The organism is Novipirellula rosea (assembly GCF_039541335.1).
Taxonomy (GTDB): domain Bacteria; phylum Planctomycetota; class Planctomycetia; order Pirellulales; family Pirellulaceae; genus Novipirellula; species Novipirellula rosea.
This window is the reverse complement of record NZ_BAABGA010000029.1, coordinates 160,250-186,194: the sequence shown is the minus strand read 5'-3', so window position 1 is coordinate 186,194 and position 25,945 is coordinate 160,250. Positions and strand designations below refer to the sequence as shown.

Below are 25,945 nucleotides of genomic sequence, written 5' to 3'. Positions count from 1 at the left end.
CGTTTGCTTCGGTAACGTTTTGCTCCGATGGAGACAGCGGCACACCCTCGCTCTTTGTTCAACCAGCGTTCCTTTGGTACGATGTTCGGTAGTTCAAGCTCGTTTGCTTCGTTGAGGACGGGTGTCGTAAAAACCTTCCGTTATGCGACCTTCCGTGATCAATGATCGACTATCCACGTTTTCTTGCTGCGACGAACGCGTAAACGATCGCGACACGTTTTCTGCGTGGGCGTCCGGACGATGGCCGTTCCACGAATCACGTGGTCCACTTGGCGCTCTGCCAGTTCGTCGCGCGTACGCTATCGCCAACTGGCGCGGCACAGAACTCGATCATTACGCTGGACTCTACCCGCGCGATACCGCGACCGACATACTCGACTTTGCGCTTTTCGAGGCGTACACCTGCTCCATTCAGCAGAGCATAATCAGGGACTCGGAACCTGACCTCGACTGGTTTCGTCCCGATGATCTAGCGACTGGCGTCGCCGGATTCGTCCGTTACATTACGGACAACGATTCGATCTACGCTGGATTTGCCATTCAGCGACGCATTGCTGCTTGGCAATTGCCACCTGAATTTGCTTGGCTCTCTGAACTCAACATCAACGAGGGCTTTCTGTTTGAATCAACCAGCGAGGCTCACATTTGCGCAGCTACAGACGAGGGCTTTCTCACGTTCATGGCCCTCAATGGTTGACCGGTCGCATAACATTGTTTTTACGCTAGGCCTTCGGCACACCTTCGTCCTTTGGCAACGATCGCTGGCCTTGGTACAATCTCTCGTAGTTCAAACATCGTTCGCTTCGTTTAGGGCGGTGTCGTAAAAACCTTCCGTTGTGTGCCCCTAGAGTGAACGAATGTCACGGTCTCCGGCGATCACGCGTGCGACTTCGATACCGTCCCTGATTGGCCTGAAGAATATCACGTAGCGACCAACCACACTGCTGTGGATGTCGGCACCGTACTCAGGACGCCGTTCACCGAATTCGGGCGTTGTCGCGATGAGCTTGCACTTCTCTTCGATTCTCTCGACCCAGTTAGCCGCAGCAATGGGTTTGTCGCGTGCGATGTAATCGTAGATGTCCGACAAATCCTGCTGCGCGGACGGTGCAATTATTAACCTTGGCATCACTCGGATGACTCCATCGCCTTCTTACTCCATCGCCTGCTTGGCGCGTTCTCGCAATTCGCTGAACACGACATCTCCGTCGATTCCTTGACCCGCGTCTAGCTCATCAATCCCCTTTTGAATTTCCGCGCGCAACTGCTGCTGGCTTTTCAATAACTGCACGCCAGCATCAACCGCAGCCTCTGTAGACTCAAACTGTCCTGACGCTACCAAACCCTCTACGAATTGCATTGAATCGGGGCTAAGCTGTACATTCATGGATACCTCCAATCGGGGCTGCCGGGTCACACAACATGGTTTCTACGCAAAGGCCCTTCGGGCACACCTTCGACGTGGTGCTGGGCTCGCTCTCATTATACAATCCGATTCAGTTCAAAACACCTCCGCGTTGGTAGCGGCGGTGTCGTAAAAACCTTCCGTTGGGCGGCACAGATAATTGGCAGCGTTTTACCCACTTGTGTTCCGCGACGATTGGAATCAGCAATCTGTAATTGACGCGGTAGCGCAAATTGCGAACTCGCTCGGCTTTGCCAACACCAAAACTGATTCTGACACCGATTGGGCCGACCCAGAACGCACAATCGCAGAGATTGTTCGTGACTATCGCATTACTGATTCATCGGCACTAGCTCGGCTCGATTCGCAGCGCCCCCAACTTTCGCGGAGCTACGATAGACTTGCGTACTATTGGTCAGGTGATCACGGCGAGATCACCCTCGTGATCTGCGATGCCAACTTGACACCATTTGCGGCTCCCGGTGTTCGCAAGACCGGCGACATTTGGTTTGCATGCGGTTTTGTTGACATCTTCATGCCTGACGGTGACATCGAACGTCTCGGACTTGATGAGCGCATGGCGACGTTGCAATTGCTGTACGTCCCAGAGTGACGCCTAACATACTAGGCCTTCGGCACACCTTCGCTTGTTTGGCAACGGGCGATGGCATTGGTACAATTTCCGTAGTTCAGGCATCGCTCGCTTCGTTTAGGGCGGTGTCGTAAAAACCTCCCGTTAGGCGACCTAGCGATTTTTGTTGGCGGCGGTGACGTGATTCTGACGCGGCACCGATTAGTGTGCGATTAGCGCTGATTAGTGTTCCCAAACTCGGGCGCTACGCGGAACACTAATCTTCTCTAATCAAGCACTAATTTGAATGGCTGGATGGTCTGTGCTGCGTGAACGGCGAGTCAACGGTCGCCTAACATGGTTGCACCGCAAGGCCGCGGCTTCGTCGGTGGTGAGTCTTTCGGTTGGTCACGTTCATTCGCTTTGGTAACTTCGTCTGGCTGGTCACGCCGCGGTCGCCTCATTTGGTTGTTTGACCTTTACTCCGTTGGTAGAATCAAATGGCTTGCCACGTTATCTCACTTCGGTCACGAACGGCGTCGGCAAAAACCTCCCGTTGGGCGTCACGGACTATTGGCACGTAAACGTAAAAAGAGATCGCTGGATCTTCCAAACACAATGACCAAATCGCGTGAAGACGATGGGCTGTCGTTTCGCGACCGTGTTAAGCAGCTTCGCTGCCCTCACTGCTGCGAAGCGTTTACCGACAGTGCTGTTGACTGGGGCGACGAATGGCTCGCGAATGACAGCCCGTTTGCACGCGATGGGCCGTTTAAAGCGCAATGCGAAGCATGCCTGCTTCACGCGTTTGTCAACTACTTTGACTGGACCGTCTCCACGACACATCCGCACTGCGAGTGACGCCCAACATGGCTTTTACGCTAGGCCTTCGGCACACCTTGGCTCTTTGGCAACTGGCCATGGCATTGGTACAATCTCTTGTAGTTTAGACATCGCTCGCTTCGTTTAGGGTGGTGTCGTAAAAAACTTCCGTTGTCGGACCTAACGACCTCGGATGACAAACGACGAACCTGCTGGAATCGGGGTAGTTCACTGCGATCCGTTCACTGGAATCGTCGGCGAGCCATCTCCACCGTTCGACAAATACAACTGTCGTCCCAATCCAACCACAATCCCATTTGACTCGCGCGACGACGCGATCCGTTACTGCGAATCGGTTGTCGCCGAATATCCTCATCTGCAATGCATGCTTCTGGGCGACCCAACGGGCGAGGGATTCGTTCTGGATGCCCCCGACTGGATTGAACAGGAATCGCAACGACGCCAATCGCTGCATCACTCGCAAGTTACACAGTATCGCTCCGCCACCGCGATGATCACTGCTGCGATTTTGGGCCTCTTCCTTGGGGCACTCGTCGTATACGCCCTGTTTTGGTCATAGCGTAACCAAGTGGACCAGCCCGACAACTTTTTAGGGGTTGGGGTCAGCAAGGGACGAGCCTGATCCCAAACTGATGTTCAAGGCGAGCCGCTTCGTGGTGGGAGGCGGCAGGATCGTTTACGCGACGTCGGTTGACATGACCAATCGCGTGTGGGGAGTACAGCTCGATGCATCGCAGTTCCCCGGATGGAGTACTACATTGAGAAGAAAACAAGAAAATGGGTGACACGAAAATGAAGATGTTGCATTTGGGGGCTGACCATTTTGCTGTCCCTCATCTTCCTGTAAATTCACCTTTGCTTGATTGATCGATGAAGCGATGTTTCGTAAGGCCAATTCCTACACACCGAACTAATTAGTCGCCCACAGTACCTTTCCAGCAACAATGAAATAGAATCGGGGTAATTAGAAGCGAGCCTCCAGCGTAGAGTCTCCTCCCCATAAAGTACGACACCGAGTCGTACATAACTCCGTTGTGCGGCAACTCCCGTATGGAAATCATCCGCATCACCGACCAGAAAAACGGAACTCTCTCCGATTTCTACACCCGCGAGAGTGATGGATACCGTTCTCGCGGCAATGACACCAACGCAGACATGATCGCAAACATGGTTCGCTTGCTCGATGCACTTTCTGTGGCTGACGGGCCAACACTGTTCGGCGTAACGTCACACTTTCGCTTGCGGCTCCTCAACGTCGACGATTATCGTGCCGCAACTGTCGCTACGATCCAACCCGTCATCGACGGCCCCAAGACTTTCGCCTTCGACATTGCGTATCCCATGCCCATCGCGGATTCGCCGTGGGACAATGCGTGGGTTCGTGGACTTGCATTCGACGCCGAAATGGCCGTTCCTATGGTGCTGTCCGCTGTTCGCCACTCTGCCAACAGCGCGTAGCCCACGCTCGTGTTGCCGCACAACATGGTTTTTACGCCAGGCCTTCGGCACACCTTCCTTGAATGGCCATGCGGGCTGTCTTCGCCGACCGCGATCATTTTGGCACGGACAGCGAACGGTATTCGGAGATGGTTGACCTCTTTGAGATATGGTTCTCGTAGCCTCTTTCGAGGAAACGAGCGATCGGCAAGAATGAGTGGCTTACAATTTCCGACGCCAAATCCGTGGCCAAATTCTCTTTCACAGTCCGACCTTAGTGCCAAGCGAACCCTCCACCCCTACCGGAAAGTCGGCGATCAATGCGTTTCTGATTCACGCGGCAATGATCTTGCACCGCTACGGAACGCCTTCGCACCGACTCGAGCGTGTGATGACACAAGTGGCATCATCGCTGGGGGTGGAAGCGGTATTTCTGTATACGCCCACGGCGCTGGTGATCTCGATCACCAACGGGACCCGCGAAGAGACGGTGGTCCGCCGCGTGGATTCACGCGAAATGCATGTCGACAAGCTGTTCCAAGCCGACGATGTCCTGGGAAAGCTCGAGCGGGGTGAAATCACAATCAAGATCGCCGCTTCACGCCTTCGCGAAATCGATCACAGCGAGCCGACCTATCGGTTTATCCCGTTCGCGCTCGCCTGTGCAACCGGCTGTGGCGTACTTGCCACGCTATTCCAAGGGTCGCTCGCCGAAGTACTGGCCGCGATGGTGATCGGGTTGGTCATCGCCGTGATCGAGCGGACGGCCGAACGATTCAGTGGTGAACCAAGCCTGCTGCATCCGATCTCGGGTTTTGTGGCGGCGATCTTGTCGCTTGCCATTGCCCACTTCGTCGTCCCGATTGATGACCGCTTGGTCACGCTAGCGGGGTTGGTCGTGCTGCTGCCAGGACTCCGGCTAACCGTCGCCCTTACCGAGTTAGCGGTAGGGCATTTGTCGGCCGGCGTGGCTCGTCTTGCCGGCGCGATTGTGATGCTATTTACGCTACTGCTGGGCGCTGCGATTGCTTGGCGTTTTGCACTCCCGTGGCGTGATATTCCTGAAAAAATTGCGGTCACAGGAACTTATTGGCAATGGATCGCACTGCTGATTGCCCCGATGGCATTTGCCATCATCTTTCAGGCTCGCATGGCTCAGTGGCCGGCGATCTTCAGTGTTTCAATGCTGGGCATTTTGGTCCTTCGCTCGGTGGATCCGCACTACGGTTCCGAAGTCGCCTCGTTTTCTGCAGCACTGGCAGTCGGATGTGGCAGCAACCTGTACGCTCGTTTCCGTGGTCGTCCCGCGTTGATCGTGCAAACGCCCGCGATGATCATCCTAGTTCCAGGATCGTTTGGCTATCGATCGCTGATTGCGATGTTGGATCATGAAACCATCGCGGGTATCGAGATTGGATTTCACACGGTGATGATTGCGATGTGTTTGGTCGGTGGGTTGCTGATGTCCAACGCCCTCGTCCCCCCGAATCGAATTCTGTAATCCAAGAACGCTCACATGAAAACGCCGGCGGAAGAGCTCGAGTCTGCCTATCGGCAAACAATTTACTGGTGCGAATTGCCGGAACAATCCGTTGCAATTCGCATTGGGCACAAACATCCCGTGCTGGACGATGCACTGCGAAACGAAGCGGTGAACGAGTGGGCCTTCATCACCGCCTATAACCCTCATTCGACTCTAAAGACGCCGCCACAAAATCGTGCGATGAACGAGCAACTAGAGTGCGAGATTGCCCGTCTCGGCTACTCGTACTGGCACGGCACCGGCATCGACCCCAAGGGGCAATGGCCGCCCGAAGCCAGTTTTTTGGTGCTCGGATTAGCCCCTTCATCCGCAGCCGATATCGGCAGGAAATACCACCAGAACGCGATCGTCATCGGACGTGTCGGTAGTGCTGCGGAACTAGTCTTTTTGACTTCTGAATCGGAATCACGCTGATGTCGACCACGCTGCAAAGCGTCTGGCAGCTTAAATCCAACAAGTGACGACCTTGTTTGCTGACGTTATAATGGCGGCACCCCCTTGGAATTGATGCAATGTCCGCTGCCTTAAAATTTGCTCCTCACTACACCGTCGATGACTATTCGCTTTGGAAGGGCGACTGGGAACTGTGGGAAGGGCTTGCGATCGCGATGAGCCCTAGTCCGTTTGGTGTGCATCAAGACGTGGTAACGCAGCTAATTCGCATGCTTGGCAACGCGGTGGAAGCGGCGGGCTGCGATGCAAATCCGCTGGTCGAACTCGATTGGATTGTGAGTCGTGATACGGTCGTTCGTCCCGATGTGCTCGTCGTGTGCGGTCCACCACCAGAGCAGCATTGCGAGAACACTCCGGCGCTGGTCGCCGAGGTTTTGTCGGATTCAACACGTCAAAACGACCTGGGCTATAAGCGACAGCTTTACCATCGCGAAGGAGTGGGCGTCTATCTAATCATTGACGTCGAGGCGAAGACGGTTCAAGTGGATTCCCGAGTTGCCGACGGCAGCTACGATACACACGTCGCGGGCGACGAACTTGGCTTGCGACTTTGCGAGGACTGTGAAATTTCGATCCCGATTACGAAACTTTTTCGGCATTGAGGACAGCTAACCAGGAACCGTGGCGAGTTGATTTAGTCAGCCGCTCGTGAGTCAGGGGCCGGGTTCCACGCATTATCCTGTGCGTTACGGCCCACGACTCACAAACTCCGCTCGCAATCGCTCCTTGTTAGCCTTCACTCATGAATCGAATTTCGTTACTAGCCGGCGGATCGGTCATCGTCTTCGTCATTTGCGTGGCGCTGCTGTTTGCTACTGATACGAACCGCAGTTCCGATCGCGATGTCGATACACGGCCTTTGATGCTGTACTGTGCCGCCAGCAACCGAGGCGTGATGGAACAGATCGTGCGTGATTACCAGCGTGAATTTCAGCGGCAAATTCACGTTCAATATGGCCCGTCGCAAACCTTGTTGTCATCGATTGCCGTCAGCAAGACGGGCGATCTGTTTCTGCCTGCGGACGACAGCTATTTGAAGATCGCGGAACAGAAGCAGCTTGTTACACAGCAATTCCCGATCGCGATGATGCATGCCGTGGTGGCCGTTAAAAAAGACAACCCTCACGCGATTTCCAAACTCGAAGATTTGCTGCAAGACGACATTCGCTTTGTTCAAGCAAGTCCCGACTCGGCTGCGATCGGCAAGGTGACTCAGACAGCACTGAAGCGTTTGGGACGCTGGGACGCGATCGATGCGGCGACCATTGGATATCGCACGTCGGTCAACGAGGTGGCGAACGACATCGAAGCAGGATCCGCCGACGCGGGCATCGTTTACGACGCGGTGCTGCACACCTATCCGAACCTCACACTGGTTCGCATCGCGGAACTCCAAAACGCGACTTCCCAGGTTTCGATCGGCATCATCGCGACAACGAACCATCTAGAAGCGGCGGAGCATTTTGCCCGTTACGTTTCCCGTAGTGCTCGCTCTCGCGAGCACTACAAGAACTACGGCTTTGATGTCAGCGACTGAAAGGGCAGCAGCTGCTACGTTACAGTCAGAAATCAGGGTGCAAGTCGTAGCGGAAGTCGTCAAGACTTTCGACGTTTAGCTGAAAAGACGAAACTCTTGACGAGTTCCGCTACCCTAAAATCAAGCTGCAACGCATCACTACTGAACAGGTACAAGCTTGGCTTCGACGCCGAGCGTTCCCTTCGCAGCCGACTTGCTTTGATCCAACACAAACGGCCCAAATTGACGGTCCAGATGCAGCATTAGCACGGTCTCGGATGCCGCAACCAAGCGTCGCTCGGGCTTGAAGTCAGAGGTGTAGATCGCTTTCTTGGACACTCGAACTTCGTCGATCTTGCCCAGGAACGGACGCGTGGCTTGGCCTTGCGTGTCGGGATCGGCTCCGATGAACAGCGGCAATTTGTTAGTCGTTCGCTTGCCGGTGGCCTTTTTGGAACCCACAAGCGTCCCGTTAACATACAGCTTGACTTCGGCGCCGTCATAGACGCCCGCCAAGTGAGACCACTGATTCACAGGCAGCACATCCGTGGCTTTTGCACTGTTGTATTTGCCCTTTAGATTCACATCAAATTGCGGCACCCCTTCATTCATAAAGAAGGCGAACTCACTCTGCTGAGTCTTTGCGATCAAACCGCGATGACCTTCGGTTTGTGCCGGGTTAACCCATGCTTCGATTGTGAAAGGCCCATTAGGAAGTTTCAGTTCCGAAGAATCCACTCGCACAACCGATCGTTCATCGACGACATTCAAGCAGCGATTCTCGCTGCCACTGAAATAGTCGGCGGGAACAGCGGCCAATTTCATCGAAATCGGAGTCGAGGTCGGTGGCAAATTGATCCGTGTCGACTGGCCAACATAATGCAAATCCATGCGGATGCGTGGGTTGGTCAGTTCAGCTTGCAAATCGGCTTTGCGTTGTAAACCGAAGGACAATTGAAGTGTTTTGCCTGCTTCGATCGTCACATGTTGATGGTCGAGCGTGGTGGTCCAGTCTCGGTTCACTGGGTCCAGCGACGCGGTGGCTTCGATCGGTTGGGCCGAAGTGTTTGTCAACGAGAACGTTAGCTCGCCTGAAGCCGATCCATCAATCTGCAGCATCAAGTTGTTGTCGACCTCTTCAGGACGGATCTTGCGAGCCTTGTTGACGTCGGCCAGAAATTCAGGAGTAAATTCGGTTGGATCGATGACCGACCCGACGGGCAACGCCGCAACGGTGACACTTTCTTTGCGAACGGTCACGACGTTTAGATGGTGCAAGTATCCTGCCCCAGGAATGTCGGCCGACAAATGGCCTCCGGTGGTCGCCAACGTGTAGTAGGCGATCCCGTCTTTGGGTCCATCAAAACGCATTTGGTGAATGTGACCGGCGAATACGGCACTCACGTTTCCAGCCGCCTTCAAAATCCCGTGAACTTCATCCCAGTTGCCGTCGGTGTAACCGGCACCGATCCAGCGTGGGTGATGCAAGAACAAGAAAACGTGTTCGAGATCCTTATGTTTTTCCAGCGACTGACGCAAGAAATCCAGCTGCTCGGGGCTCATCGTTTGCAACCGACCCTCGTTAAACCCTTTTTCGTTGGTGGCCGAATCCCCTTCGTCACTATACAGAACCACAAAGCCCGCGTTTTTGTGCTGGAACGTGTACCAAAGCGGCCCGAAGTGTTTTTCGTAGTTGGTTTCGTGTTGGCCTTGAGGAGCTTTGCCCTCACCACGCCAATAGACGTCATGGTTCCCAGCGACGGGGAACCACTGCATCTTTAAACGATCCATGATCTCTTTGTACTCGGCCATCTGTTCCATCCACAACGGCGCGTCGTTGTAACCTTGGATCAAATCGCCCACGGTCATGACCAAATCAGGATCGAGCAAATTGGTGTCGATGACCGCTTGTTCGAGCACTTTCAAACCCGCTGGCACGCCTCCGGTGCGATCCCCATAAACGACAAAGTGAAAGACATCCTCTTCTTTGGCCAGCGGCAGAACCCGCGATGATTTGCGGGTCGTAAAGAATTTACCCGCATCATTGTGACCGCGAGTCTTGCTGTGCACATGAGGATGCGGGCCCTCATGAGCTTGAGCGTTTGGAACACACAAAATTAACAGCGAGAAAACAGAGCAATGCAGAAGTAGTCGTGACATGTTGTTAGTTAGACCGTGGGGGAGAGGGGGAGGAAGGAAGGGATGGGGCGAGACGCAAACCATCTCATGATACCTAAAAATTTCACCGGCTACCGAGAAGCGGGTTCGCAAGCGTCGCTACGAGGCATTCTTGGTCGTTCCGTCGCCGCGTAGATCAAAATTGAAAGTCGTCTGAGAATCGGAGACGCTGACCTGCAACTCGGATTTTTTGTTGTAAGTCACGGGAAAACGCTCGGTCCGCTTTGCTTTAGGTGCACTCGATTCGGACTCGGACTCTTCCTCGTCTTCTTCTCCTCGTTCGCCCGTACTGGCGACCGTGCTGATTCGCACCGTCTTGGGACCTTGGGTGACCCCCGTCGTTTTGCTGTTGAATTTCAGTTCGTAATGGCCCGAATCATCAGTCGTGCCATACGAAAACGTGCGATCATCCGCTTCAAAAAAGACGACGGCACCCTCGATCGGTTCGCCATCGAGCGTCACCGTGCCCGAGACGGGAACCAATCCGATGCTGGAGTAGTCGGCATCCAGCGATCCGCCGCAACCGAGAGTGGAAAGCACAAGCACGATACACGCGGTGGTGATGAACGCTGTGGCTTGTAAATGAGGACGCATGCTAGTTGACTCCTTCACTGAGCGACAGCAAGTTCGCAGCCTGCTGTCTGCCCCGTGATGTTTTAGTTTGGCTTTAAATGAAATGAAAGGAAGTTTCGGTGCTGTTTTTAGTACTCGGTCACGACTTCGTGTCCGTCACGCGACCCGATGGCCTTGTACGTTTCCATATCGAGTGAATCGGTGATGAAACGTACCGCACCGTCACTCATCGAAAAATGAGCACCACCGACGTGATAGCTGCCAAAGGACAGTTCCATCAAATAGCCGCTGGTTGTCGGCGCTTTGCGAATCGCATTGATTTGGGCGATCGTGGTGCCGACGACTTCCGAGAACTCCGAACCGCCGGTGCCACCATCGCAGCGACATGGATCGGCTTGTGGCGAACCGATATACCAGTAATCCATTCCCTGACCGTCTTTGACAAATTCAGGGTCGGTGTAGGATTCGCCGATCATGATCGTGTTGGAGGTTCCGTCGATGATGTCGCGAAACTTGGTTTTGCTACAGGCATAGAAAATGCCGTCTTGATCAAGGTTTTCGAGTCCCTTGGTTCCAGCCACTGCGGTGCTGGTATCGTCGGAGCTCGATTCGGTGCCCGCGCTACCGCGATAGCTGCCGGGAACACGCTCGGGGATTCCGTTGTAATCCAAGTGTTCCTTTAGCGCCATGCTGGGACATCGGTAAGTCGGGATCACAGTGCTGACGGCGATTTCGTTGGGCGAACCATCCGAATCCCAGTTCCCCGGTCCACTCTCTTGAAAGATCAGAGTTTGGTACAGGTTCGCTTGCTCGATTTGCGGCAAGATATGACCGCTCCAGGTCATCCCACGATTGTCCCAGCCGTAAGGAAAAACGCGAAAGGTGTCGTGATAGGTGTGGAGCCCCAAACCAATTTGTTTCAAGTTATTGCTACACGACATGCGTCTCGCCGCTTCACGAGCGGCTTGAACTGCGGGCAGAAGCAGCCCGACTAATACACCGATGATCGCAATCACAACCAACAGCTCGACCAGAGTGAATGCGCCGCGTAAAGGGCGGCGAGGAAGCTTCGCGGAGGTGAGATTCCACTGCATGTTTTTCAATTCCGTTATGGGGGACTTCGCTGCAAACGAGCAATCGCTTCCAGCGTGGTTTCGCTTTTCAAATTCAGACCACAGTCATCTGAATCGGCGGAAGAATAGAGAAACGCGATGAGGTTTCCGTCAACGAAATGTGAAGGAATCGTGTAGCTGACCCGATCCGCCGAAGAGCCCCCCGGCAGTGAAAAACGCGGCAAAACGAAGGGCAATTCCAAGTCGCACTAAGGCAACCACTAAGTGGAAATCCAGCCCAATAGCCCGCGGGCGAGCCTTCTAAGGAGGGGCGTGAAACTGCCGAGAAATATTTGTGACGGTTCCACAAAATGGTGGTCCGAACAGGAAACCTCTCGGACTGAATAGGACGTCCGGCTGAGGACGCGAATCAATCGCGATCGTAATCGGGGTTGACCAAGTTGGCTGGGCGTTTTCCGGTGCATCCGGCGAGACAGTTCTCTACGGCCAACTCGCCCATCTTGGTGCGAGTGGCGATTGTGGCACTGCCAAGATGCGGCGCGAGAACCGCGTTGTCGAGCTCAAACAGTCCCGCTTCAATTTCTGGTTCATTCTCGAACACATCCAATCCCGCGCCCGCAATCGCGTTGGTCTGCAGCGCTCGCAGAAGCGCCTTTTCATCGACCACCGGACCACGAGCGGTATTGATCAGATATGCCGTTGGCTTCATTTGCCCAAGTCGCCGTTCGTCGATTAAGTGTTTCGTGGCTTCGGTCAAGGCAACGTGCAGCGAGACGAAATCGCTTTGAGCGAGCAATTCGTCAAGCTCAACATACTCGACGCCCAGCTCGCGTTCTTCATCCGTCCCCATTCGCGTGCGGTTCCAATACAGCACCTTCATATCAAATCCTTTGGCCCTTTGGATCATCGCGCGGCCGATGCGTCCCAGCCCAACAAGCCCAAGCGTGCTGCCGCTGATGTCGAGCCCTAGATATTGCAGCGGAGCCCAGCCTTGCCAATGTCCGCCGCGGACAAAGCGGTCAGCTTCGACCACGCGGCGGGCCACCGCGAACATCAACGCCCACGCCATATCGGCGGTCGAATCGCTGAGCACGCCGGGGGTGTTCGTGACCGCAATTTTTCGCTTCGTGGCCGCAGCGACATCCACGTTGTTGAACCCCACGGCGTAATTAGAAACCACCTTCAAATTGGGATTCGACGCAAGCACCTCGTCGTCGATGATATCGGTCAATTGACACAATAAACCATCGACGCCTTGCAGCCCCGCAAGCAGTTCTTGCTTACTCAGCGAGCGATCCTCGTGATTCATCGTTAACTGCGAACTTTCTCGTAACCGTTTCATACTGGCTGGCGGCAACTCGCGAGTAAGAAAGATGCGGGGCAGATCGCTCATCGGAAAGAACCTGGGTGCTATGCAATCGGTGGAAGGGAGAAAACGGCTTTTTTACGTCTGCGATATCGTAACGGATGTGCCCGTCGATCCTAGCACCGATTGTCGTAGGACGGATTGGCAATCGTGGCTCGACACATTCCAATCGAAAACAGGGGGGGTGACAATCGGAGATTGTCTGGACGCTTTTTGACGATACTTCTCGACCCGCGGAGGGGGTTTCTGAATGGCACGCAACGAACAACTGATTCGCCAACACAAGCTGCTTCAATTATTAGAAATGTCACGCTTCGGCAAGACGCTTGACGAATTACGCGATGATTTGGTCAGCGACTTGGGGCTAACGACGCTGCACGAGCGAACGGTTCGCCGCGATGTCGAGGCGCTGCAAGCGGCCGGTTTTGACATCCAAAGTGAAACGCTCGAACGCGGCAAGGTTTTCAAACTGGGCCGCAACAACAAGGGCGTTCACGAGATTGGGATCTCCGCGACCGAGTTGATTGCGCTGTCGATCGGACGCGAATTGCTGTACCCGCTGCTGGGAACCCAATATTGGCGAGGGATCGAGACGTTCTGGAACAAGGTCCGTGAAGTGATTCCCGACGGCGTCTTTGAACACTATGACCGCTACCGTAAAACGCTGTACGTGTTCGGATCGCCCAACAAGACGTACGAACAACACGAAGGGATGCTGAAAACACTCAATCGTGCGATTCTCGAGCACCGCGTGGTCGAGATCCAGTACGCGTCGGTGGGCAAACCGGTCTCGACGCGGCGAATTGAACCGTACGGATTGGCGGTTTACCAGAGCAGCATCTACGTGGTGGCAACGGCGCCGGAGGTCAAAGAGCCGAGCCAGCGGTTACGCAACTGGAAACTCGACCGTTTCCGCCACGCTGTGGCGCTAGACGAATATTTCAAGCCCGACCCCAGCATCGAACTGGCCGACCGGCTGGGGCGAGGTATTGGGATTTTTTCAGGCGAATCGCCGACGATCGTCCACATTCGCTTGGGCGAGCGAGCTGCCGCGTGGGTCAGTGAAGACCCCTGGCACCCGGAACAACGAATGGAATTGCAGGACGATGGCACCTCGATCCTGACCGTCCCAGCAGCCCATCCCCGTGAAGTACTGCCCAAAGTGCTGTCGTTGGGCGTGGACGCCGAGGTCCTAGAGCCGAAAGAGTTCCGTGACGCGGTCGCCGAAGCGGTGCAAGGAATGGCGGCGAAATACTGAGTCGGCAATAACTTGACGCTGGCGGTGTAGCCCCAAAGCTATCGACTTTTGCTAGCGGAGCTATTTTACTAGGGGGTGCGGGCTGATGGTTTAGTGAGCCGCTCGCGCGTGAGCGGCCGGGTGTGACGCACTACCCGGTGCGTTACGGCCCATGGCTCACTGTCTCGGAGGGGACTCGCCGTGGAGCAAAAGCCGTCGACGACTTCCGCTACGCTAAAAATGCATTCACAGAATGCCAAATTCGGATTACGGCCATTGGATCCACGCGTCGGGTTCGGCCGGAACGACGCGGGTGAATCCGTCAGCGAGCGGATCGGTGGCGTAATGATAGCCAAACGCGGTCCCGAGGAGCTGGTCATCGATCGCGTACACCTCGACGCGGACGCGGTGGTACAGATTGTCGAAACCAGGCTGATTCGTCCCTTCGATCTGGTCCAAAACCTTCAGCACTTGCGGCATTTGCTCATTCGTGAAGCTCCAGAATTCGCCCCGAACTCGGTCCTCGCCCGCCTGCATTGCCGGATAATCGTGACGATGAAACAGCGTCCCCCGCGTCCAACCGATTTGGATCGACGCGGGACTGCAGGGCCAAAGCGACTCGCGACATTCACCCCGTTTGAGCGTTCCGTAGACAAAGACCGATGTCAGCATGGTGGTCCATTTTGCTGGCTAAAGAGGATCGTCCGGCTTGGCAAAACCATAACCCGAGCGAGTCGAGCTGAAAATATAATCCGAATGCAGCGGCGAAGATCCTGCGGTGCTCTGGTTCTCAATCGCAGCTTGATGCATGATGATGATTGTTCCCCTTTGTTACCAGTTCTCTTTGCTACTATTTGCCGATGTCATTGGATCCTGAATTTGCTGCTGCCCTTGACGCTCATTCGATGGAAATCGACGAGGTGATCGCGCTAAAGCTGCAGGCCTATGCCGAAGCGATGTGGCGATGGAACGAGCAATTGAATTTGACCCGTCACACGACCTGGGACTTGTTCGTCAGCCGCGATTTGCGTGATTGCCTGCAATTGGCTCCGCTTTTAGAGGCGGGCGAGGAGGTTTTGGATTTGGGCAGCGGCAACGGGGTTCCCGGAATTCCGCTGGCGATTTTGCGGCCGGATATCGAAGTTTCGCTGGCCGAATCGGTGGCCAAGCGTGCTAACGCGTTGGGCGAGATCATCGAAGAACTTGGCTTGCCGGTGCCGGTTTACGCTGCCCGGGGTGAAGATTTGCTCGAGGATTTCCGTTTTTCGAGCGTGGTCAGCCGCGCGGTCGGCAGCATTGCCAAATTTTGTCGCTGGATCGAACCCCACTGGGCCAGCGTCGATCGTCTGCTGCTGATCAAAGGGCCTAAATGGGTCGAAGAACGGGGCGAAGCACGTCACCTCGGCTCGCTCGCGAATCTGCAACTGCGTCGCGTTGCGACCTATCCGCTGGGCGATGACGAGGCCAGTGAAGGGGTGATTCTGCAGATTTGGCCCGCCGGCCCCCGCGGTGCTCGCTACAACTAGCGTCCGCCAAAGCACGCCTGCTGCGGATTCACCCGAGCCACGCAGCAGGTTCACCTAGTCACAGATCGGCGAACGTCTATACTCGTGCATTGAACGTGGCCAAAAATGGCCCAGCCCTCTCCCTTTTGCACTCGATTCCTCGGCGCGATGTCGGACTACAACCTAACTCACCTCAAGCAACTTGAAGCCGAGAGCATTCACATTATTCGTGAAGTGGTCTCGGAATTTAACAAGCCCGTCATGCTGTATTCGATCGGCAAAGACTCGGCGGTGCTGTTGCATTTGGCACGAAAAGCGTTTGCTCCTGCCAAAATCCCATTTCCGCTGTTGCATGTCGACACGACGTGGAAATTCCGCGAGATGATCGAGTTCCGCGACAACTTGGTGAAAAAAGAGCTCGGTTTGGACCTGCTCGTTTACATCAACCAAGAGGGTCTAAAGCACGACATCAAACCGTGGGAAGACAGCGAGCGGCACACGGAATTGATGAAGACCGACGCGCTCAAGGCGGCCTTGAACAAATACGGCTTTGACGCCGCCTTTGGCGGTGCCCGTCGTGACGAAGAAAAGAGCCGCGCGAAAGAACGCGTGTTCAGCTTTCGTGACAAAGCGCATCGCTGGGACCCCAAGAACCAACGCCCCGAACTTTGGAATCTGTACAACGGCCGCGTGAACAAAGGCGAATCGATTCGCGTCTTTCCGATGAGCAATTGGACGGAACTAGACGTTTGGCAGTACATCCACCTGGAAAATATCCCGATCGTCCCGCTGTACTTGTCCGCCCCTCGCAAGGTGGTCAATCGAAACGGTGTGCTGCTGATGCGAAACGACGATCGCATGCCGCTGTTGGAAGGCGAAAAGGAAGAAACCCGCATGGTTCGCTTCCGTACGCTCGGTTGTTATCCGCTGTCCGGCGCGGTTGAAAGCGAAGCGACAACGCTGCCCGAAGTGATCCAAGAAATGTTGTTGGCGACGACCAGTGAGCGACAAGGCCGCATCATCGATCAAGACGAAGGCGGCGCCGGCATGGAAGAAAAGAAACGCCGAGGATACTTCTAGAAACTGGTGTCCTGCCCACGCCAAACGCCACCCTTTCAACTTCATATTTGACGCATGTCCCACAAATCTGACCTGATCGCTACCGATATCGAAGCCTACTTGAAGCAGCACGAGCACAAGCAGTTGCTGAGGTTCATTACGTGTGGCAGTGTCGACGATGGCAAAAGCACCCTGATCGGCCGCTTGCTGTACGACAGCAAGATGATTTACGAGGACCAACTATCGCAACTCGAAGCCGACTCGAAAAAGATCGGCACAACGGGCGGTAATTTCGACCCCGCGCTACTGACCGACGGCTTAAAGGCCGAACGGGAACAGGGCATCACGATCGATGTGGCCTACCGCTACTTCAGCACAGCGAAGCGAAAATTCATCATCGCCGACACGCCGGGGCACGAACAATACACTCGCAACATGGCCACGGGCGCTAGTTCCGCCGACTTGGCTGTGATCTTGATCGATGCACGTCACGGCGTCTTAACGCAAACTCGGCGTCATAGTTTCATCGTTTCACTGCTGGGCATTCGCCACGTGATCGTGGCGGTAAACAAGATGGATATCGTCGATTTTGACGAACAGCGATTCAACGAGATCTGTGACGACTATCGATCCTTTGCAACACGATTGGATCTGCCTGACCTGCACTTCATTCCGATCAGTGCACTGAAAGGAGACAACCTGGTCGATCGCAGCGAGAACATGCCGTGGTACAGCGGCAGCACGCTGATGAATTTCTTGGAAACCGTGTACATCGGCAGCGATCGCAACCTGCAAGATTTCCGCATGCCGGTTCAATACGTGAACCGTCCAAACCTGAATTTCCGTGGTTTCTGTGGCACAATCTCCTCGGGCATCATTCGTCCCGGCGAAGAGATCATGGTGCTGCCAAGCCGGCAAAAATCCAAAGTCAAAGAGATCGTCACGTTTGACGGGAATCTGGACGAAGCCTTTGCTCCGCTTTCGATCACGCTGACGCTCGAAGACGAAATCGACGCCAGCCGCGGTGACATGATCGTCCGCGCCGGCAACCTTCCCAAGAGCCGCGATCATATCGATGCGATGTTGGTGTGGATGGACTCCGACGCGATGGTTCCGGGCAAGACGTATCTGTTTAAACACACCACGCAAACGTTACCCGGCACGATCGACACGCTGAAGTATCGCGTTGACGTAAACACGTTGCATCGCGAGCCGGCACCGCAGTTGGAACTAAACGAAATCGGACGCGTCAGCATCTCGCTGAGCGGACCTCTGCATTTTGATGCGTACCGTCGCAACCGCAGCACGGGTGCTTTCATCGTGGTCGACCGGATCAGCAACGCCACCGTGGCGGCCGGAATGATCTTGGATAAATCGGGCGACAGTGATGCCAAGAGCATCTGGGACGATGATCTGCAAGCGAGCGATTCGGGCGACCCGAACGAAGTTTCGGCCGTGACCCCCGCGGAACGGGAAGCTCGATTTGGTCAGAAACCGGCCACGGTGCTGTTGACCGGATTAACCGGCAGCGGCAAGACCTCGATCGCGCTTGCGGTGGAACGGAAACTGTTCGAGCAAGGCCGCGCCGCCGCGATGATCGATGGCGAAAGCGTTCGCCGTGGGCTGAGCCGCGACCTTGGATTCTCGGTTGCCGACCGTAGCGAAAACCTTCGCCGCAGTGCTCACTTGGCACACGCACTGAACCAAGCGGGCATGATTTGCGTCGCCGCGTTCGTGGCACCGTCCGAAGAGGTGCGAAGCAAGGTCGGCAAGCTGATCGGCGAAGATCGATTCTTGGTGGTCCACGTGGCGACCCCGGTCAACGTTTGCCGAACGCGAGACACCAAGGGCCAATACGCCAAAGCCGACGCCGGTGAACTTCTGAATTTCCCCGGTGTGACGGCCGAGTACGACGAACCGGCGACCCCTGATTTGACAATCGATTCGAGTCAACAGAGTATCGATGAATGTGCTGACGCCATCGTCAAGCTGCTGCGAACTCGCGAAATCATCCGCTAATCACGTCTGCTGAGGACCGCCGCAACAATTTCCGGCGGTCTATCGCCGTACGGGGATTTCGTAATTCAGGATCCGCTTGCCATCTTGTTCCCCGGCACGCAGCAACATTGTGCTACCGAGCAGCGACTCGGCGTCATCCCAGTAAAATTCACGACGCACCGTTTCGCCTGGTTTGACCGTGATAAAGCGGCGTTGGTACTGCCGGCCTCCCTGCGGAAAGAGCATACAGTCGTATGCCTGGGTAACGCCGGAATCGTTCGTCATCTCAATTTCGACTCGCAGCTGATTGCCGGCCAATAGACGTGTTTCGGTTTCGATTCGCAATCCAATCGGACCGACCGTCAACTCGCGGTAAACCGTAAATTTCTTAGCCGGAATCGCTTGGTGTTCAAACCGAAGCGGGACTTCGTATTTGCCGACCTTGGCACTATTGCCGAGTACCAAATTGAACTGCAGCGTCGTACTCTTTCCCGCTTGTAATTCCCAAGGAATCGAAGGCTCATTAAAACTCCAATGCTCGGGTGCTAGCACACTGAGCGAACCGCCCAACCCTTCGCGTGTCGGGTTGGTGAAAGTGACATCCACCGGTTGCGTTTGCCCGAGCAAGCTATCGACTTGCTCCTGTTCGACCTCAACCGACATACGAAACGCCAACAACGCTGGATCCGCTCCGGTGATAAAGATCGGACGAGGCCCAATTTTGACGCGATGTGCAAGCTGCCCCTCCACCTCCGCGAGTTCCAAGGGCTGTCGTCGGCCCCAGATATCGACGACCTGAACTGCATCGCCAAGATAGATAAGTTCTTCACATGGCTTCGGTGACCACAACATCACCACGGCACGATCCGCTCCGGCGAAGACAATATTTTCAGCCTTGCTTCGCAGACGCAGCGATCCCATTTGACGCAGATTACCGATCATCAACGAGGTGGTACGCCAAGGCAACAACATCTCCTCGGGACGTCCATCGGCGGTCAACAGACCTCGTTCGGGATCACGCGGCTGAGACACAAATGCAGCCTGGACACGATGTTTCCGCACCACCGCCATCCGTTTTGCCAGATCCAAAATCCGATCATTACGGCCGTACCGACTTTGCTCGATCGGCTCGACAACCACCCACGTTCGTGGACCGTTCCGGCTGCCTTGCAACTCTTCGAGACGCAAATACTCATCGAGTTCATCGGCGGTCAACTCGGGTTCGCTCGACCGCTGCACTGCGTTCCACGATGTTTCCGAGGGCAAAAGGTCTCGCTCGGTCCACGGCCAACAGATCGCGACCTCGATCGGTTGCCCGTAGCCTTGCAGTCCCGTTGCGATCTCTGCGATCGATTCCTGAAGATGACTGCGGTCCAAAAAACTGTAATCCTGATTTCCGCCCAATTGCCACATCTTTACCTTCAGCGTCAGACGCGTCATCACCGGTTCGAGCAACGGTTGCCAGACCCGCGAATCGCGAAACAGCTGAGATGCCACAACATCGCGGCGACCGCGAATGTCGAACAGAGGGACTTGCGATTCAGGAGGCACGTCGAGCACCCCGATCGTCTGAATTCCGACATCTTGCAACCGCGAACTGGCATCCAAAATTCGGTCCGCTGTCGCGGTGTCGTTGGGCTCGATCCAACATGGAATCTTGACCCAATTGACGCCCAACGGAGCTAACCAGCCGGCCAGTTCACGTGGCGGCATGTCACGGCCACTTTCAAACAGCGTCCATCCAAAACTTCCTTGATTGGATTGCCCGATCGCCGGATCGATCACCGCGAACGTGGTCTCCGTTGCCAAGGTGCGGAGGTTACGGCCCTGAAGCGATGCCATCACACGATAGAAACCGGGTTCCAAATCAGGCAATTTCCAGTGCACCTGCATTCCCCGTGACCCACTCGGTTTTGACGCTCCTCGCAGTCCGGCTTGAGTTTGCGCCCCATCGACCGCAACGACGTTGGGAATATCCGATAGCTGCCGAGTGATCTCGTGGCCATCGACATCCATCAAACGAAACAAAACCTGAGTCGCACCGCTGGGCAACCCCAACACCGTCGCCGCTGCATCCACCGGATTGCCCACTGGGTGAATGCCCATTGGGTGATCGGTTACGAGTTGGAGCTGAGGAAACGGCTCGATGCTGATGTCGTCAAATCCAATTTCACCACGAATGTCCTCGAGCCCATCTTCGGCACCCTCGACAATCAGACGAACGAATACACCCGTGGCCGATCGCGGCGCACGGATGCGGTCGAGCACCAATTCGGTCCAAGCGGTGGTCCCGGTAACCGATTCAGTCAGATGCGTCTCAACCTCGTCGCCATTGTCATCGACAAAAACGAACTCCGCCCGGGCGCGGTCATGCCGCAATCCTTGGGTCATCACTCGGACGCTGAACCGATATTGATAAACGTGACTGGTTTTCACGGGGGGCGATTGCGTCATCACCAAACCACCATCCAGTTCGATCTTTAAATAGCGATCCACCATCGCATCGGCAAGTGACGGCGGCAGCACCGGCAATCCCTTGAAGTGCTTACGCAACCGAGGCCACTCGCGAATGACCATGGTGTCGATGGCCAGCAACTGCTGCTGAGCTGCAGGGTTCTTCGCTGCAATCGCCACTTTGACATATTTGGGATAGCGACGCCCTACGCGTCGCTGCCACGCGTCGGGCCAATCGTCGAAGTTCTTGTCGCTGCCGCGGCCAAAGTTCCACAGGTGACGCGGCAACTTATCAGCCGGCAAACTGTCAGCCGGCAACTTATCAGCCGGCAACTTATCAGCTGGCAAACTATCAGCCGGCAACGACCCCAAGGCAGCCTGCGAACTTGATCGCTCGGCCGAACCTGAAATCGAGCTGTTTGCTAGCGAAGGAGATTGAGCCGAGAGGATTAGCGGGGATGCCGCCACGGCGCAGAGCCCCAGCACCGCTACCATGATCGCAGAAACGATCCGGCGGCAATCGCCATACTGGCTTTCGTTTCGATAACGGCAGAGTAAAATGCCGCCGATTCGAAGGTTCATTTGCAAACGAAAGTAGGAATTCTGTGGCTGAAGTCAAAGTGGCGGTACGATTGGATAACTTGCGAGCTCCGTTACGCAAATCGCTGCCGCTGGTGGCAGCAATGGGTGCATCGGCAATCGAAATCGACGCGCGCAACGGCATTCGCCCTTCTGAATTGTCGGACACTGGGCTGCGACAATTGCGGAAAATGCTGGATGATCTGAATTTACGGGTTGCTGCGGTCCGTTTTCCCACTCGGCGGGGATACGATGTCACCCAGGATCTCGACCGCCGAGTCGAAGCGACCAAGGCGGCGATGGAGTTTGCTTACAAACTTGGCGCCCCGGTGGCCGTCAACCAAATCGGGATGATTCCTGAGGAAAAAGACGATCCTCGCTACATCACACTGCAAAGCGTCATGGAAGATCTCGGTCGCTACGGCACCCGAATCGGTGCGATGTTCGCTGCCGAAACAGGCACCGAATCGGGCGAAACGCTAGCAGAGCTTTTGGATGCTAGCGAAGACACTTACGTCGCCGCCGCGCTGAACCCTGGCCAATTGATCATCAACCGACACAGCCCACGGGATGCTATCAAAGCATTGGGGAATCGAATCCAGATTGTCTGTGCGGTCGACGGGGTGATCGACTTAGCGGCAGGCCGCGGGCTGTCGGTACCGTTGGGTCAGGGGACAGCCGATTTCCCAGAACTACTCGGGCTGCTCGAAAATTTTCAATACCGCGGTTATTTCGTCGTGGGCCGCCGCGACATGCCCGTCGACTCGGCCTACGACGAGCTGGCACAAGGCGTCGAGTACTTGCAGAACCTGTAAGCTTGCCAAGCAGATGTTTAGCGGCAACAGTACTTAGTCTCGTTGCCCCAGCATGGGGAAACTCGCCTCGTGCGTCATTCAGCAATGATCTTGCAGTTTGCGGCAGTGGACGAGGCGACGAGTCCCCACGATTCGACCGCACTTCAGGGACTCGTTTCCTCGTCCACTACCGCAATGTTAAAGTTGGCCCAACGCTAACGTTGAATGGTGCACTGGCTAAGTCGGCATACGAAACACTTCGATCGCTTTCTCGGTCCCGATGCCGGCTTCGCGTGCTCGCCGCGACAGAATCGTGATCGCGTGACGCCCCACGTCCCCTAAGTCGAGTGTCCAATCGTTGACGTACAAATCGACGTGTTTCATCAACACTTCGTCACTGAACTCTTGAGCGTATTTTCGCATGGTCGGCAGCGGGGCGTCGCGGTCGGCCATGGCAAAGGCGATCGAATCGCGGATGACTTGTTGGACTTTCGCAGTCACCTCCGCCGGCAAGACGCGGCGAGCCACGATGCCGCCCAACGGCAGCGGCGTGGTCGATTCGGTTTCCCACCGCTCGCCCAAATCTTCGACGCGGCCGAGCCCTTGGTCTTGCCACGTGAAACGGCCCTCGTGAATACAGACGCCAAAGTCGGCCTCACCACGCTGCAACATCGGCATGATCTCGGAAAAGACGACCTGCTTGATGTTTGTCGCCTTAGAATGAAAGATTTTCAGCAGCAGCGTCGCCGTCGTATGCTCCCCTGGGCAGAGCGTCGTTTTATTTTCGTCCTCGGGGGTGCCAGCATCATCGGGCGATGCCGATAGCAGCAGTGGACCGACGCCAAACCCCATCGCCGATCCGCTGGGCAATACCACGGTTTCTTCGCTAAGCAGCAGTGCCGCATGAAAGCTGGTTTTGGCGACGTCGAATTCGTTGCGAAACAGCCCATCATTCAGCTGTTGGATGTCCAGCAGACGAATATGAAAATCGAGACCACGCCAATCGACCAACCGGTTCATTAGGGCGTGAAACGCAAACGTGTCATTGGGGCATGTTGAAATGCCAAGTTCGATCGGTCGATTCACGTGAGAGTCTCTCTGGCTAGCGTGTTGCACAAGCGATGCTTGTCGGATCCTACAGCATAACGAGCTCGCGAAGTAGTGTCGCGGATCGCGCTGCGATCTTGCCTTTTCATTTTCACTTTGGTTTTTGCGTTTTCGGTTTGACCGCGGGGCGATCAACGACGATCGAGTAGCCGAATCACGAGTTCGGAGGCGGCTTGCAGAGCCTTGTCGATTTGCCATCGCGAATGATCGCGGTCACCCACGTCGTTCGAGATCCCGCGAACCACCTCTAACGGTACGCTGTGCATCTGGCATGCCATCGCGACACCAAATGCCTCCATGTCCTCGGCGACTGCATCGGGAAACCGATCGGCCCGAGCATCCGCTTCGCTCTCCGACTGCGACGCCGCGCACACACTCAGCAACCGCCCCTCGACCACCGTGGACGTGTCGCTCCATCCGCCCAGTTCAATTTCATCCCCGATATCGGCAAAATGAGCCCAACCGATATCCGACGCCGAGCGAAACGTTTCACCGGCGCCGACTCCGATCCCGTCACACGTCACTCTCCTAAACCGATACGCCGAACCGACATCCGCGCGACCAGAGAATGCTCCTGCAATTCCAACCAAGATGATTCGTTCGGGGTGGTGCTTCGCAATCAATTGTGAAGTGCGTGCCGCCGCAGCGATCTGGCCAAACCCACACAATTGGGTCACCCAACCATCATCGATCGCAGACACATCCAATCGCGACATGATTTTGTCGCGTTCGATTGCGGTTGGAATCAGCAATAAATTAGAAGCCACGCTGCAGTCCAGGAGTGATATCGATATCGAAGGAGGCAAAATCGCCGCGTCGAATCTTTTCCAACGCAATCGCACCCATCACGGCATTGTCGGTGCACAGATCCGGTGGGGCGATCGTCAGTGCAAAGTGATCCTGCGTGGCGGCGGCGGCGAATTGTTGACGCAGATAGCCATTGGCCGCGACCCCGCCGCCAATAATCAACTGCTTACACTTGTACTGTTTCAGTGCCCGGCGACTCTTGCGGACCAACACGTCGACAACCGCGGTTTCAAACGACGCACAAACATCCGCTTTGACCTGATCGTCGATTTCCAGTTTTGCAAAATCCTGTTGCCCCGGACCGGTGATCGCATACCGCACTGCCGTCTTCAGCCCACTGAAACTAAAGTCGAAATGCTTTTCATGGATCATCGAGCGTGGAAAGGCATACGCATCTCGCTTGCCCTTGGCGGCCAACTTTGAAACCTCGGGTCCCCCGGGGAACCCAAGACTCAACATCGCGCCGACTTTATCAAACGCTTCGCCCGCCGCGTCATCGATCGTACCGCCAAGGTATTCGAGGTCCAGCGGGCTGGTGCAGTAATACAAACTGGTATGCCCCCCGCTGACGATCAAACCGACGCACGGATAGACCGACGCTTCACTCGATAACTGGCAGGCGTACAAGTGAGCGTGCAGGTGATTCAGCGAGACAAGCGGTTTCTGCCAGGCGATCGCCAGGGTCTTAGCGGCGACAACACCGACCAGCAGCGAACCGGCTAATCCGGGGCGATCGGCGACCGCAATCGCGGTCAAATCATCAGGCGAAACGTTGGCTTGCCGAATCGCGGTGTCGATCACCGGCAAAATTCGCTCCAGATGAGCACGGGCGGCAACCTCGGGAACCACCCCGCGAAACTGCTCGTGAAGTGCCTCCTGAGTCGCGATGCACTGGCCCATCACCGCCCCATCGTCGCTGATCACGGCAGCAGCGGTCTCGTCACAAGTCGATTCGATCGTCAAAATAGGCAAAATAGCGTCCGCCCAAAACCCCATCCAAAGAGGGGCTGCGAGTTTGATTTTGCGAAGAATAAGCGTGCCAGCCGCAATTGTCCGCATAAAAAGAGATCTAAATCCTAAAACTAGCGTGAATCCTGCGGTAGGCCTGCCTTGATCGATTGGCGGCAGGTTGCTACATTTCGTGGCTCAAAACACGCTAAAACCCCCAGGTGGTACTGATGGCACATAAGAAAGGGCAGGGCTCCAGCCGAAACGGTCGCGATTCGAACGCTCAGCGACGTGGAGTCAAGAAGTTTGGTGGCGAAGCCGTCCGCGCAGGCAATATCCTTGTTCGTCAAGTTGGCACCAAGTTCCACGCTGGAAAAGGTGTTGGCCAAGGCAAAGATTACACATTGTTCGCATTGGTCGACGGCAAGGTCATGTTTGACCGCGAAGGCCGCCGTATCAATATCGTCACCGAGTAAAAGCCAAAACCGAGTCAATCAAC

Annotated in this window: 26 protein-coding genes; 15 read left to right on the top strand and 11 right to left on the bottom strand. The window is 55.5% G+C overall.

The annotated features are described in order from the left end of the window. The first annotated feature begins 154 nt into the window (after positions 1-154). The gene (locus ABD971_RS10665; protein WP_345321866.1) at positions 155-697 is read left to right on the top strand and encodes a hypothetical protein; all 543 of its coding nucleotides are present in this window, start codon (positions 155-157) and stop codon (positions 695-697) included. Between the two features lie 147 nt (positions 698-844). Here ABD971_RS10665 and ABD971_RS10660 read toward each other — a convergent pair whose 3' ends face one another. Further along, the gene (locus ABD971_RS10660; RefSeq protein ID WP_345321864.1) at positions 845-1,129 is read right to left on the bottom strand and encodes a type II toxin-antitoxin system RelE/ParE family toxin; all 285 of its coding nucleotides are present in this window, start codon (positions 1,127-1,129) and stop codon (positions 845-847) included. A 24-nt stretch (positions 1,130-1,153) separates the two neighbouring features. Further along, complete coding sequence (locus tag ABD971_RS10655; RefSeq protein ID WP_345321862.1) at positions 1,154-1,387, bottom strand: ribbon-helix-helix domain-containing protein; 234 nt, start codon at positions 1,385-1,387, stop codon at positions 1,154-1,156. Between the two features lie 178 nt (positions 1,388-1,565). Between ABD971_RS10655 and ABD971_RS10650 the strand changes: the two genes are divergently transcribed. The 8 genes from ABD971_RS10650 to modA all read left to right on the top strand — a co-directional run bounded on the left by ABD971_RS10650 (position 1,566) and on the right by modA (position 7,789). After that, a complete protein-coding gene (locus ABD971_RS10650) occupies positions 1,566-2,018 on the top strand; it encodes a hypothetical protein (protein ID WP_345321860.1) in 453 nt (150 codons plus the stop codon). Positions 2,019-2,594: 576 nt separating this feature from the next. After that, on the top strand, positions 2,595-2,837 hold the full coding sequence (locus ABD971_RS10645) for a hypothetical protein (protein WP_345321858.1): 243 nt from the start codon (positions 2,595-2,597) through the stop codon (positions 2,835-2,837). Positions 2,838-2,991: 154 nt separating this feature from the next. Continuing rightward, positions 2,992-3,378 (top strand): hypothetical protein, encoded by a 387-nt coding sequence (locus ABD971_RS10640; RefSeq protein WP_345321856.1) that lies wholly within the window; start codon positions 2,992-2,994, stop codon positions 3,376-3,378. A 491-nt stretch (positions 3,379-3,869) separates the two neighbouring features. Next, positions 3,870-4,277, top strand: coding sequence for a hypothetical protein (locus ABD971_RS10635; protein ID WP_345321854.1), 408 nt, complete (start codon positions 3,870-3,872; stop codon positions 4,275-4,277). Between the two features lie 256 nt (positions 4,278-4,533). Further along, positions 4,534-5,757: a threonine/serine exporter family protein gene (locus ABD971_RS10630; protein ID WP_345321852.1), complete on the top strand. Its 1,224-nt coding sequence runs from the start codon at positions 4,534-4,536 to the stop codon at positions 5,755-5,757. A gap of 15 nt (positions 5,758-5,772) precedes the next feature. Then, positions 5,773-6,213, top strand: a complete 441-nt coding sequence (locus ABD971_RS10625) for a DUF3293 domain-containing protein (RefSeq protein ID WP_345321849.1) — start codon at positions 5,773-5,775, stop codon at positions 6,211-6,213. A 98-nt stretch (positions 6,214-6,311) separates the two neighbouring features. After that, positions 6,312-6,854 (top strand): Uma2 family endonuclease, encoded by a 543-nt coding sequence (locus tag ABD971_RS10620; protein ID WP_345321847.1) that lies wholly within the window; start codon positions 6,312-6,314, stop codon positions 6,852-6,854. A 140-nt stretch (positions 6,855-6,994) separates the two neighbouring features. Beyond that, the gene (gene modA / locus ABD971_RS10615) at positions 6,995-7,789 is read left to right on the top strand and encodes a molybdate ABC transporter substrate-binding protein (RefSeq protein ID WP_345321845.1); all 795 of its coding nucleotides are present in this window, start codon (positions 6,995-6,997) and stop codon (positions 7,787-7,789) included. Positions 7,790-7,927: 138 nt separating this feature from the next. On the opposite strand, the gene ABD971_RS10610 is transcribed toward modA, so the two are convergent. The 4 genes from ABD971_RS10610 to ABD971_RS10595 form a co-directional block, all read right to left on the bottom strand. Beyond that, positions 7,928-9,928: a LamG-like jellyroll fold domain-containing protein gene (locus ABD971_RS10610; RefSeq protein ID WP_345321843.1), complete on the bottom strand. Its 2,001-nt coding sequence runs from the start codon at positions 9,926-9,928 to the stop codon at positions 7,928-7,930. Positions 9,929-10,045: 117 nt separating this feature from the next. Continuing rightward, positions 10,046-10,540: a transthyretin-like family protein gene (locus ABD971_RS10605; protein WP_345321841.1), complete on the bottom strand. Its 495-nt coding sequence runs from the start codon at positions 10,538-10,540 to the stop codon at positions 10,046-10,048. 107 nt (positions 10,541-10,647) lie between these two features. After that, on the bottom strand, positions 10,648-11,613 hold the full coding sequence (locus tag ABD971_RS10600; protein WP_339941187.1) for a DUF1559 family PulG-like putative transporter: 966 nt from the start codon (positions 11,611-11,613) through the stop codon (positions 10,648-10,650). Positions 11,614-12,001: 388 nt separating this feature from the next. Beyond that, positions 12,002-12,985, bottom strand: coding sequence for a 2-hydroxyacid dehydrogenase (locus tag ABD971_RS10595; protein WP_345321839.1), 984 nt, complete (start codon positions 12,983-12,985; stop codon positions 12,002-12,004). Positions 12,986-13,208: 223 nt separating this feature from the next. Between ABD971_RS10595 and ABD971_RS10590 the strand changes: the two genes are divergently transcribed. Then, the gene (locus ABD971_RS10590; RefSeq protein ID WP_339941183.1) at positions 13,209-14,216 is read left to right on the top strand and encodes a helix-turn-helix transcriptional regulator; all 1,008 of its coding nucleotides are present in this window, start codon (positions 13,209-13,211) and stop codon (positions 14,214-14,216) included. A 246-nt stretch (positions 14,217-14,462) separates the two neighbouring features. On the opposite strand, the gene ABD971_RS10585 is transcribed toward ABD971_RS10590, so the two are convergent. Beyond that, positions 14,463-14,867, bottom strand: a complete 405-nt coding sequence (locus ABD971_RS10585; protein ID WP_339941181.1) for a gamma-glutamylcyclotransferase family protein — start codon at positions 14,865-14,867, stop codon at positions 14,463-14,465. A gap of 188 nt (positions 14,868-15,055) precedes the next feature. On the opposite strand from ABD971_RS10585, the gene rsmG reads away from it, so the two are divergent. The 3 genes from rsmG to cysN all read left to right on the top strand — a co-directional run bounded on the left by rsmG (position 15,056) and on the right by cysN (position 18,778). Further along, positions 15,056-15,721: a 16S rRNA (guanine(527)-N(7))-methyltransferase RsmG gene (gene rsmG, locus ABD971_RS10580; protein WP_345321836.1), complete on the top strand. Its 666-nt coding sequence runs from the start codon at positions 15,056-15,058 to the stop codon at positions 15,719-15,721. Between the two features lie 147 nt (positions 15,722-15,868). Next, a complete protein-coding gene (gene cysD / locus ABD971_RS10575; RefSeq protein ID WP_339941227.1) occupies positions 15,869-16,780 on the top strand; it encodes a sulfate adenylyltransferase subunit CysD in 912 nt (303 codons plus the stop codon). A gap of 54 nt (positions 16,781-16,834) precedes the next feature. Next, positions 16,835-18,778 (top strand): sulfate adenylyltransferase subunit CysN, encoded by a 1,944-nt coding sequence (cysN, locus tag ABD971_RS10570; RefSeq protein ID WP_339941177.1) that lies wholly within the window; start codon positions 16,835-16,837, stop codon positions 18,776-18,778. A gap of 39 nt (positions 18,779-18,817) precedes the next feature. On the opposite strand, the gene ABD971_RS10565 is transcribed toward cysN, so the two are convergent. Next, positions 18,818-21,793, bottom strand: a complete 2,976-nt coding sequence (locus ABD971_RS10565; protein ID WP_345321833.1) for a COG1470 family protein — start codon at positions 21,791-21,793, stop codon at positions 18,818-18,820. A gap of 23 nt (positions 21,794-21,816) precedes the next feature. On the opposite strand from ABD971_RS10565, the gene ABD971_RS10560 reads away from it, so the two are divergent. Next, entirely contained in the window at positions 21,817-22,605 is a 789-nt protein-coding gene (locus ABD971_RS10560; protein WP_339941173.1) for a sugar phosphate isomerase/epimerase family protein, read from the top strand. Between the two features lie 216 nt (positions 22,606-22,821). On the opposite strand, the gene ABD971_RS10555 is transcribed toward ABD971_RS10560, so the two are convergent. From ABD971_RS10555 to tsaD, 3 genes are all read right to left on the bottom strand, one after another. Next, the gene (locus ABD971_RS10555; protein WP_345321830.1) at positions 22,822-23,670 is read right to left on the bottom strand and encodes a menaquinone biosynthesis family protein; all 849 of its coding nucleotides are present in this window, start codon (positions 23,668-23,670) and stop codon (positions 22,822-22,824) included. Positions 23,671-23,822: 152 nt separating this feature from the next. Next, positions 23,823-24,458: a futalosine hydrolase gene (gene mqnB / locus ABD971_RS10550; protein ID WP_345321828.1), complete on the bottom strand. Its 636-nt coding sequence runs from the start codon at positions 24,456-24,458 to the stop codon at positions 23,823-23,825. Then, entirely contained in the window at positions 24,448-25,494 is a 1,047-nt protein-coding gene (tsaD, locus tag ABD971_RS10545; RefSeq protein WP_345322139.1) for a tRNA (adenosine(37)-N6)-threonylcarbamoyltransferase complex transferase subunit TsaD, read from the bottom strand. The genes mqnB and tsaD overlap by 11 nt, the downstream gene beginning before the upstream one ends. Positions 25,495-25,676: 182 nt before the next feature. Here tsaD and rpmA point away from each other — a divergent pair, with 182 nt between their 5' ends. Next, entirely contained in the window at positions 25,677-25,922 is a 246-nt protein-coding gene (rpmA, locus tag ABD971_RS10540) for a 50S ribosomal protein L27 (RefSeq protein ID WP_339941165.1), read from the top strand. Positions 25,923-25,945 lie beyond the last annotated feature (23 nt).

Coding starts and splice junctions, on each gene's coding strand:
- modA (WP_345321845.1), top strand. CDS start 6,995: ATGAATCGAATTTCGTTACTAGCCGGCGGATCGGTCATCGTCTTCGTC.
- ABD971_RS10640 (WP_345321856.1), top strand. CDS start 2,992: ATGACAAACGACGAACCTGCTGGAATCGGGGTAGTTCACTGCGATCCG.
- ABD971_RS10625 (WP_345321849.1), top strand. CDS start 5,773: ATGAAAACGCCGGCGGAAGAGCTCGAGTCTGCCTATCGGCAAACAATT.
- ABD971_RS10595 (WP_345321839.1), bottom strand. CDS start 12,985: ATGAGCGATCTGCCCCGCATCTTTCTTACTCGCGAGTTGCCGCCAGCC.
- ABD971_RS10610 (WP_345321843.1), bottom strand. CDS start 9,928: ATGTCACGACTACTTCTGCATTGCTCTGTTTTCTCGCTGTTAATTTTG.
- ABD971_RS10620 (WP_345321847.1), top strand. CDS start 6,312: ATGTCCGCTGCCTTAAAATTTGCTCCTCACTACACCGTCGATGACTAT.
- ABD971_RS10605 (WP_345321841.1), bottom strand. CDS start 10,540: ATGCGTCCTCATTTACAAGCCACAGCGTTCATCACCACCGCGTGTATC.
- cysD (WP_339941227.1), top strand. CDS start 15,869: ATGTCGGACTACAACCTAACTCACCTCAAGCAACTTGAAGCCGAGAGC.
- rsmG (WP_345321836.1), top strand. CDS start 15,056: ATGTCATTGGATCCTGAATTTGCTGCTGCCCTTGACGCTCATTCGATG.
- tsaD (WP_345322139.1), bottom strand. CDS start 25,494: ATGGGGTTTTGGGCGGACGCTATTTTGCCTATTTTGACGATCGAATCG.
- ABD971_RS10565 (WP_345321833.1), bottom strand. CDS start 21,793: ATGAACCTTCGAATCGGCGGCATTTTACTCTGCCGTTATCGAAACGAA.
- ABD971_RS10590 (WP_339941183.1), top strand. CDS start 13,209: ATGGCACGCAACGAACAACTGATTCGCCAACACAAGCTGCTTCAATTA.
- ABD971_RS10585 (WP_339941181.1), bottom strand. CDS start 14,867: ATGCTGACATCGGTCTTTGTCTACGGAACGCTCAAACGGGGTGAATGT.
- ABD971_RS10600 (WP_339941187.1), bottom strand. CDS start 11,613: ATGCAGTGGAATCTCACCTCCGCGAAGCTTCCTCGCCGCCCTTTACGC.
- rpmA (WP_339941165.1), top strand. CDS start 25,677: ATGGCACATAAGAAAGGGCAGGGCTCCAGCCGAAACGGTCGCGATTCG.
- ABD971_RS10635 (WP_345321854.1), top strand. CDS start 3,870: ATGGAAATCATCCGCATCACCGACCAGAAAAACGGAACTCTCTCCGAT.
- ABD971_RS10660 (WP_345321864.1), bottom strand. CDS start 1,129: ATGCCAAGGTTAATAATTGCACCGTCCGCGCAGCAGGATTTGTCGGAC.
- cysN (WP_339941177.1), top strand. CDS start 16,835: ATGTCCCACAAATCTGACCTGATCGCTACCGATATCGAAGCCTACTTG.
- ABD971_RS10645 (WP_345321858.1), top strand. CDS start 2,595: ATGACCAAATCGCGTGAAGACGATGGGCTGTCGTTTCGCGACCGTGTT.
- ABD971_RS10655 (WP_345321862.1), bottom strand. CDS start 1,387: ATGAATGTACAGCTTAGCCCCGATTCAATGCAATTCGTAGAGGGTTTG.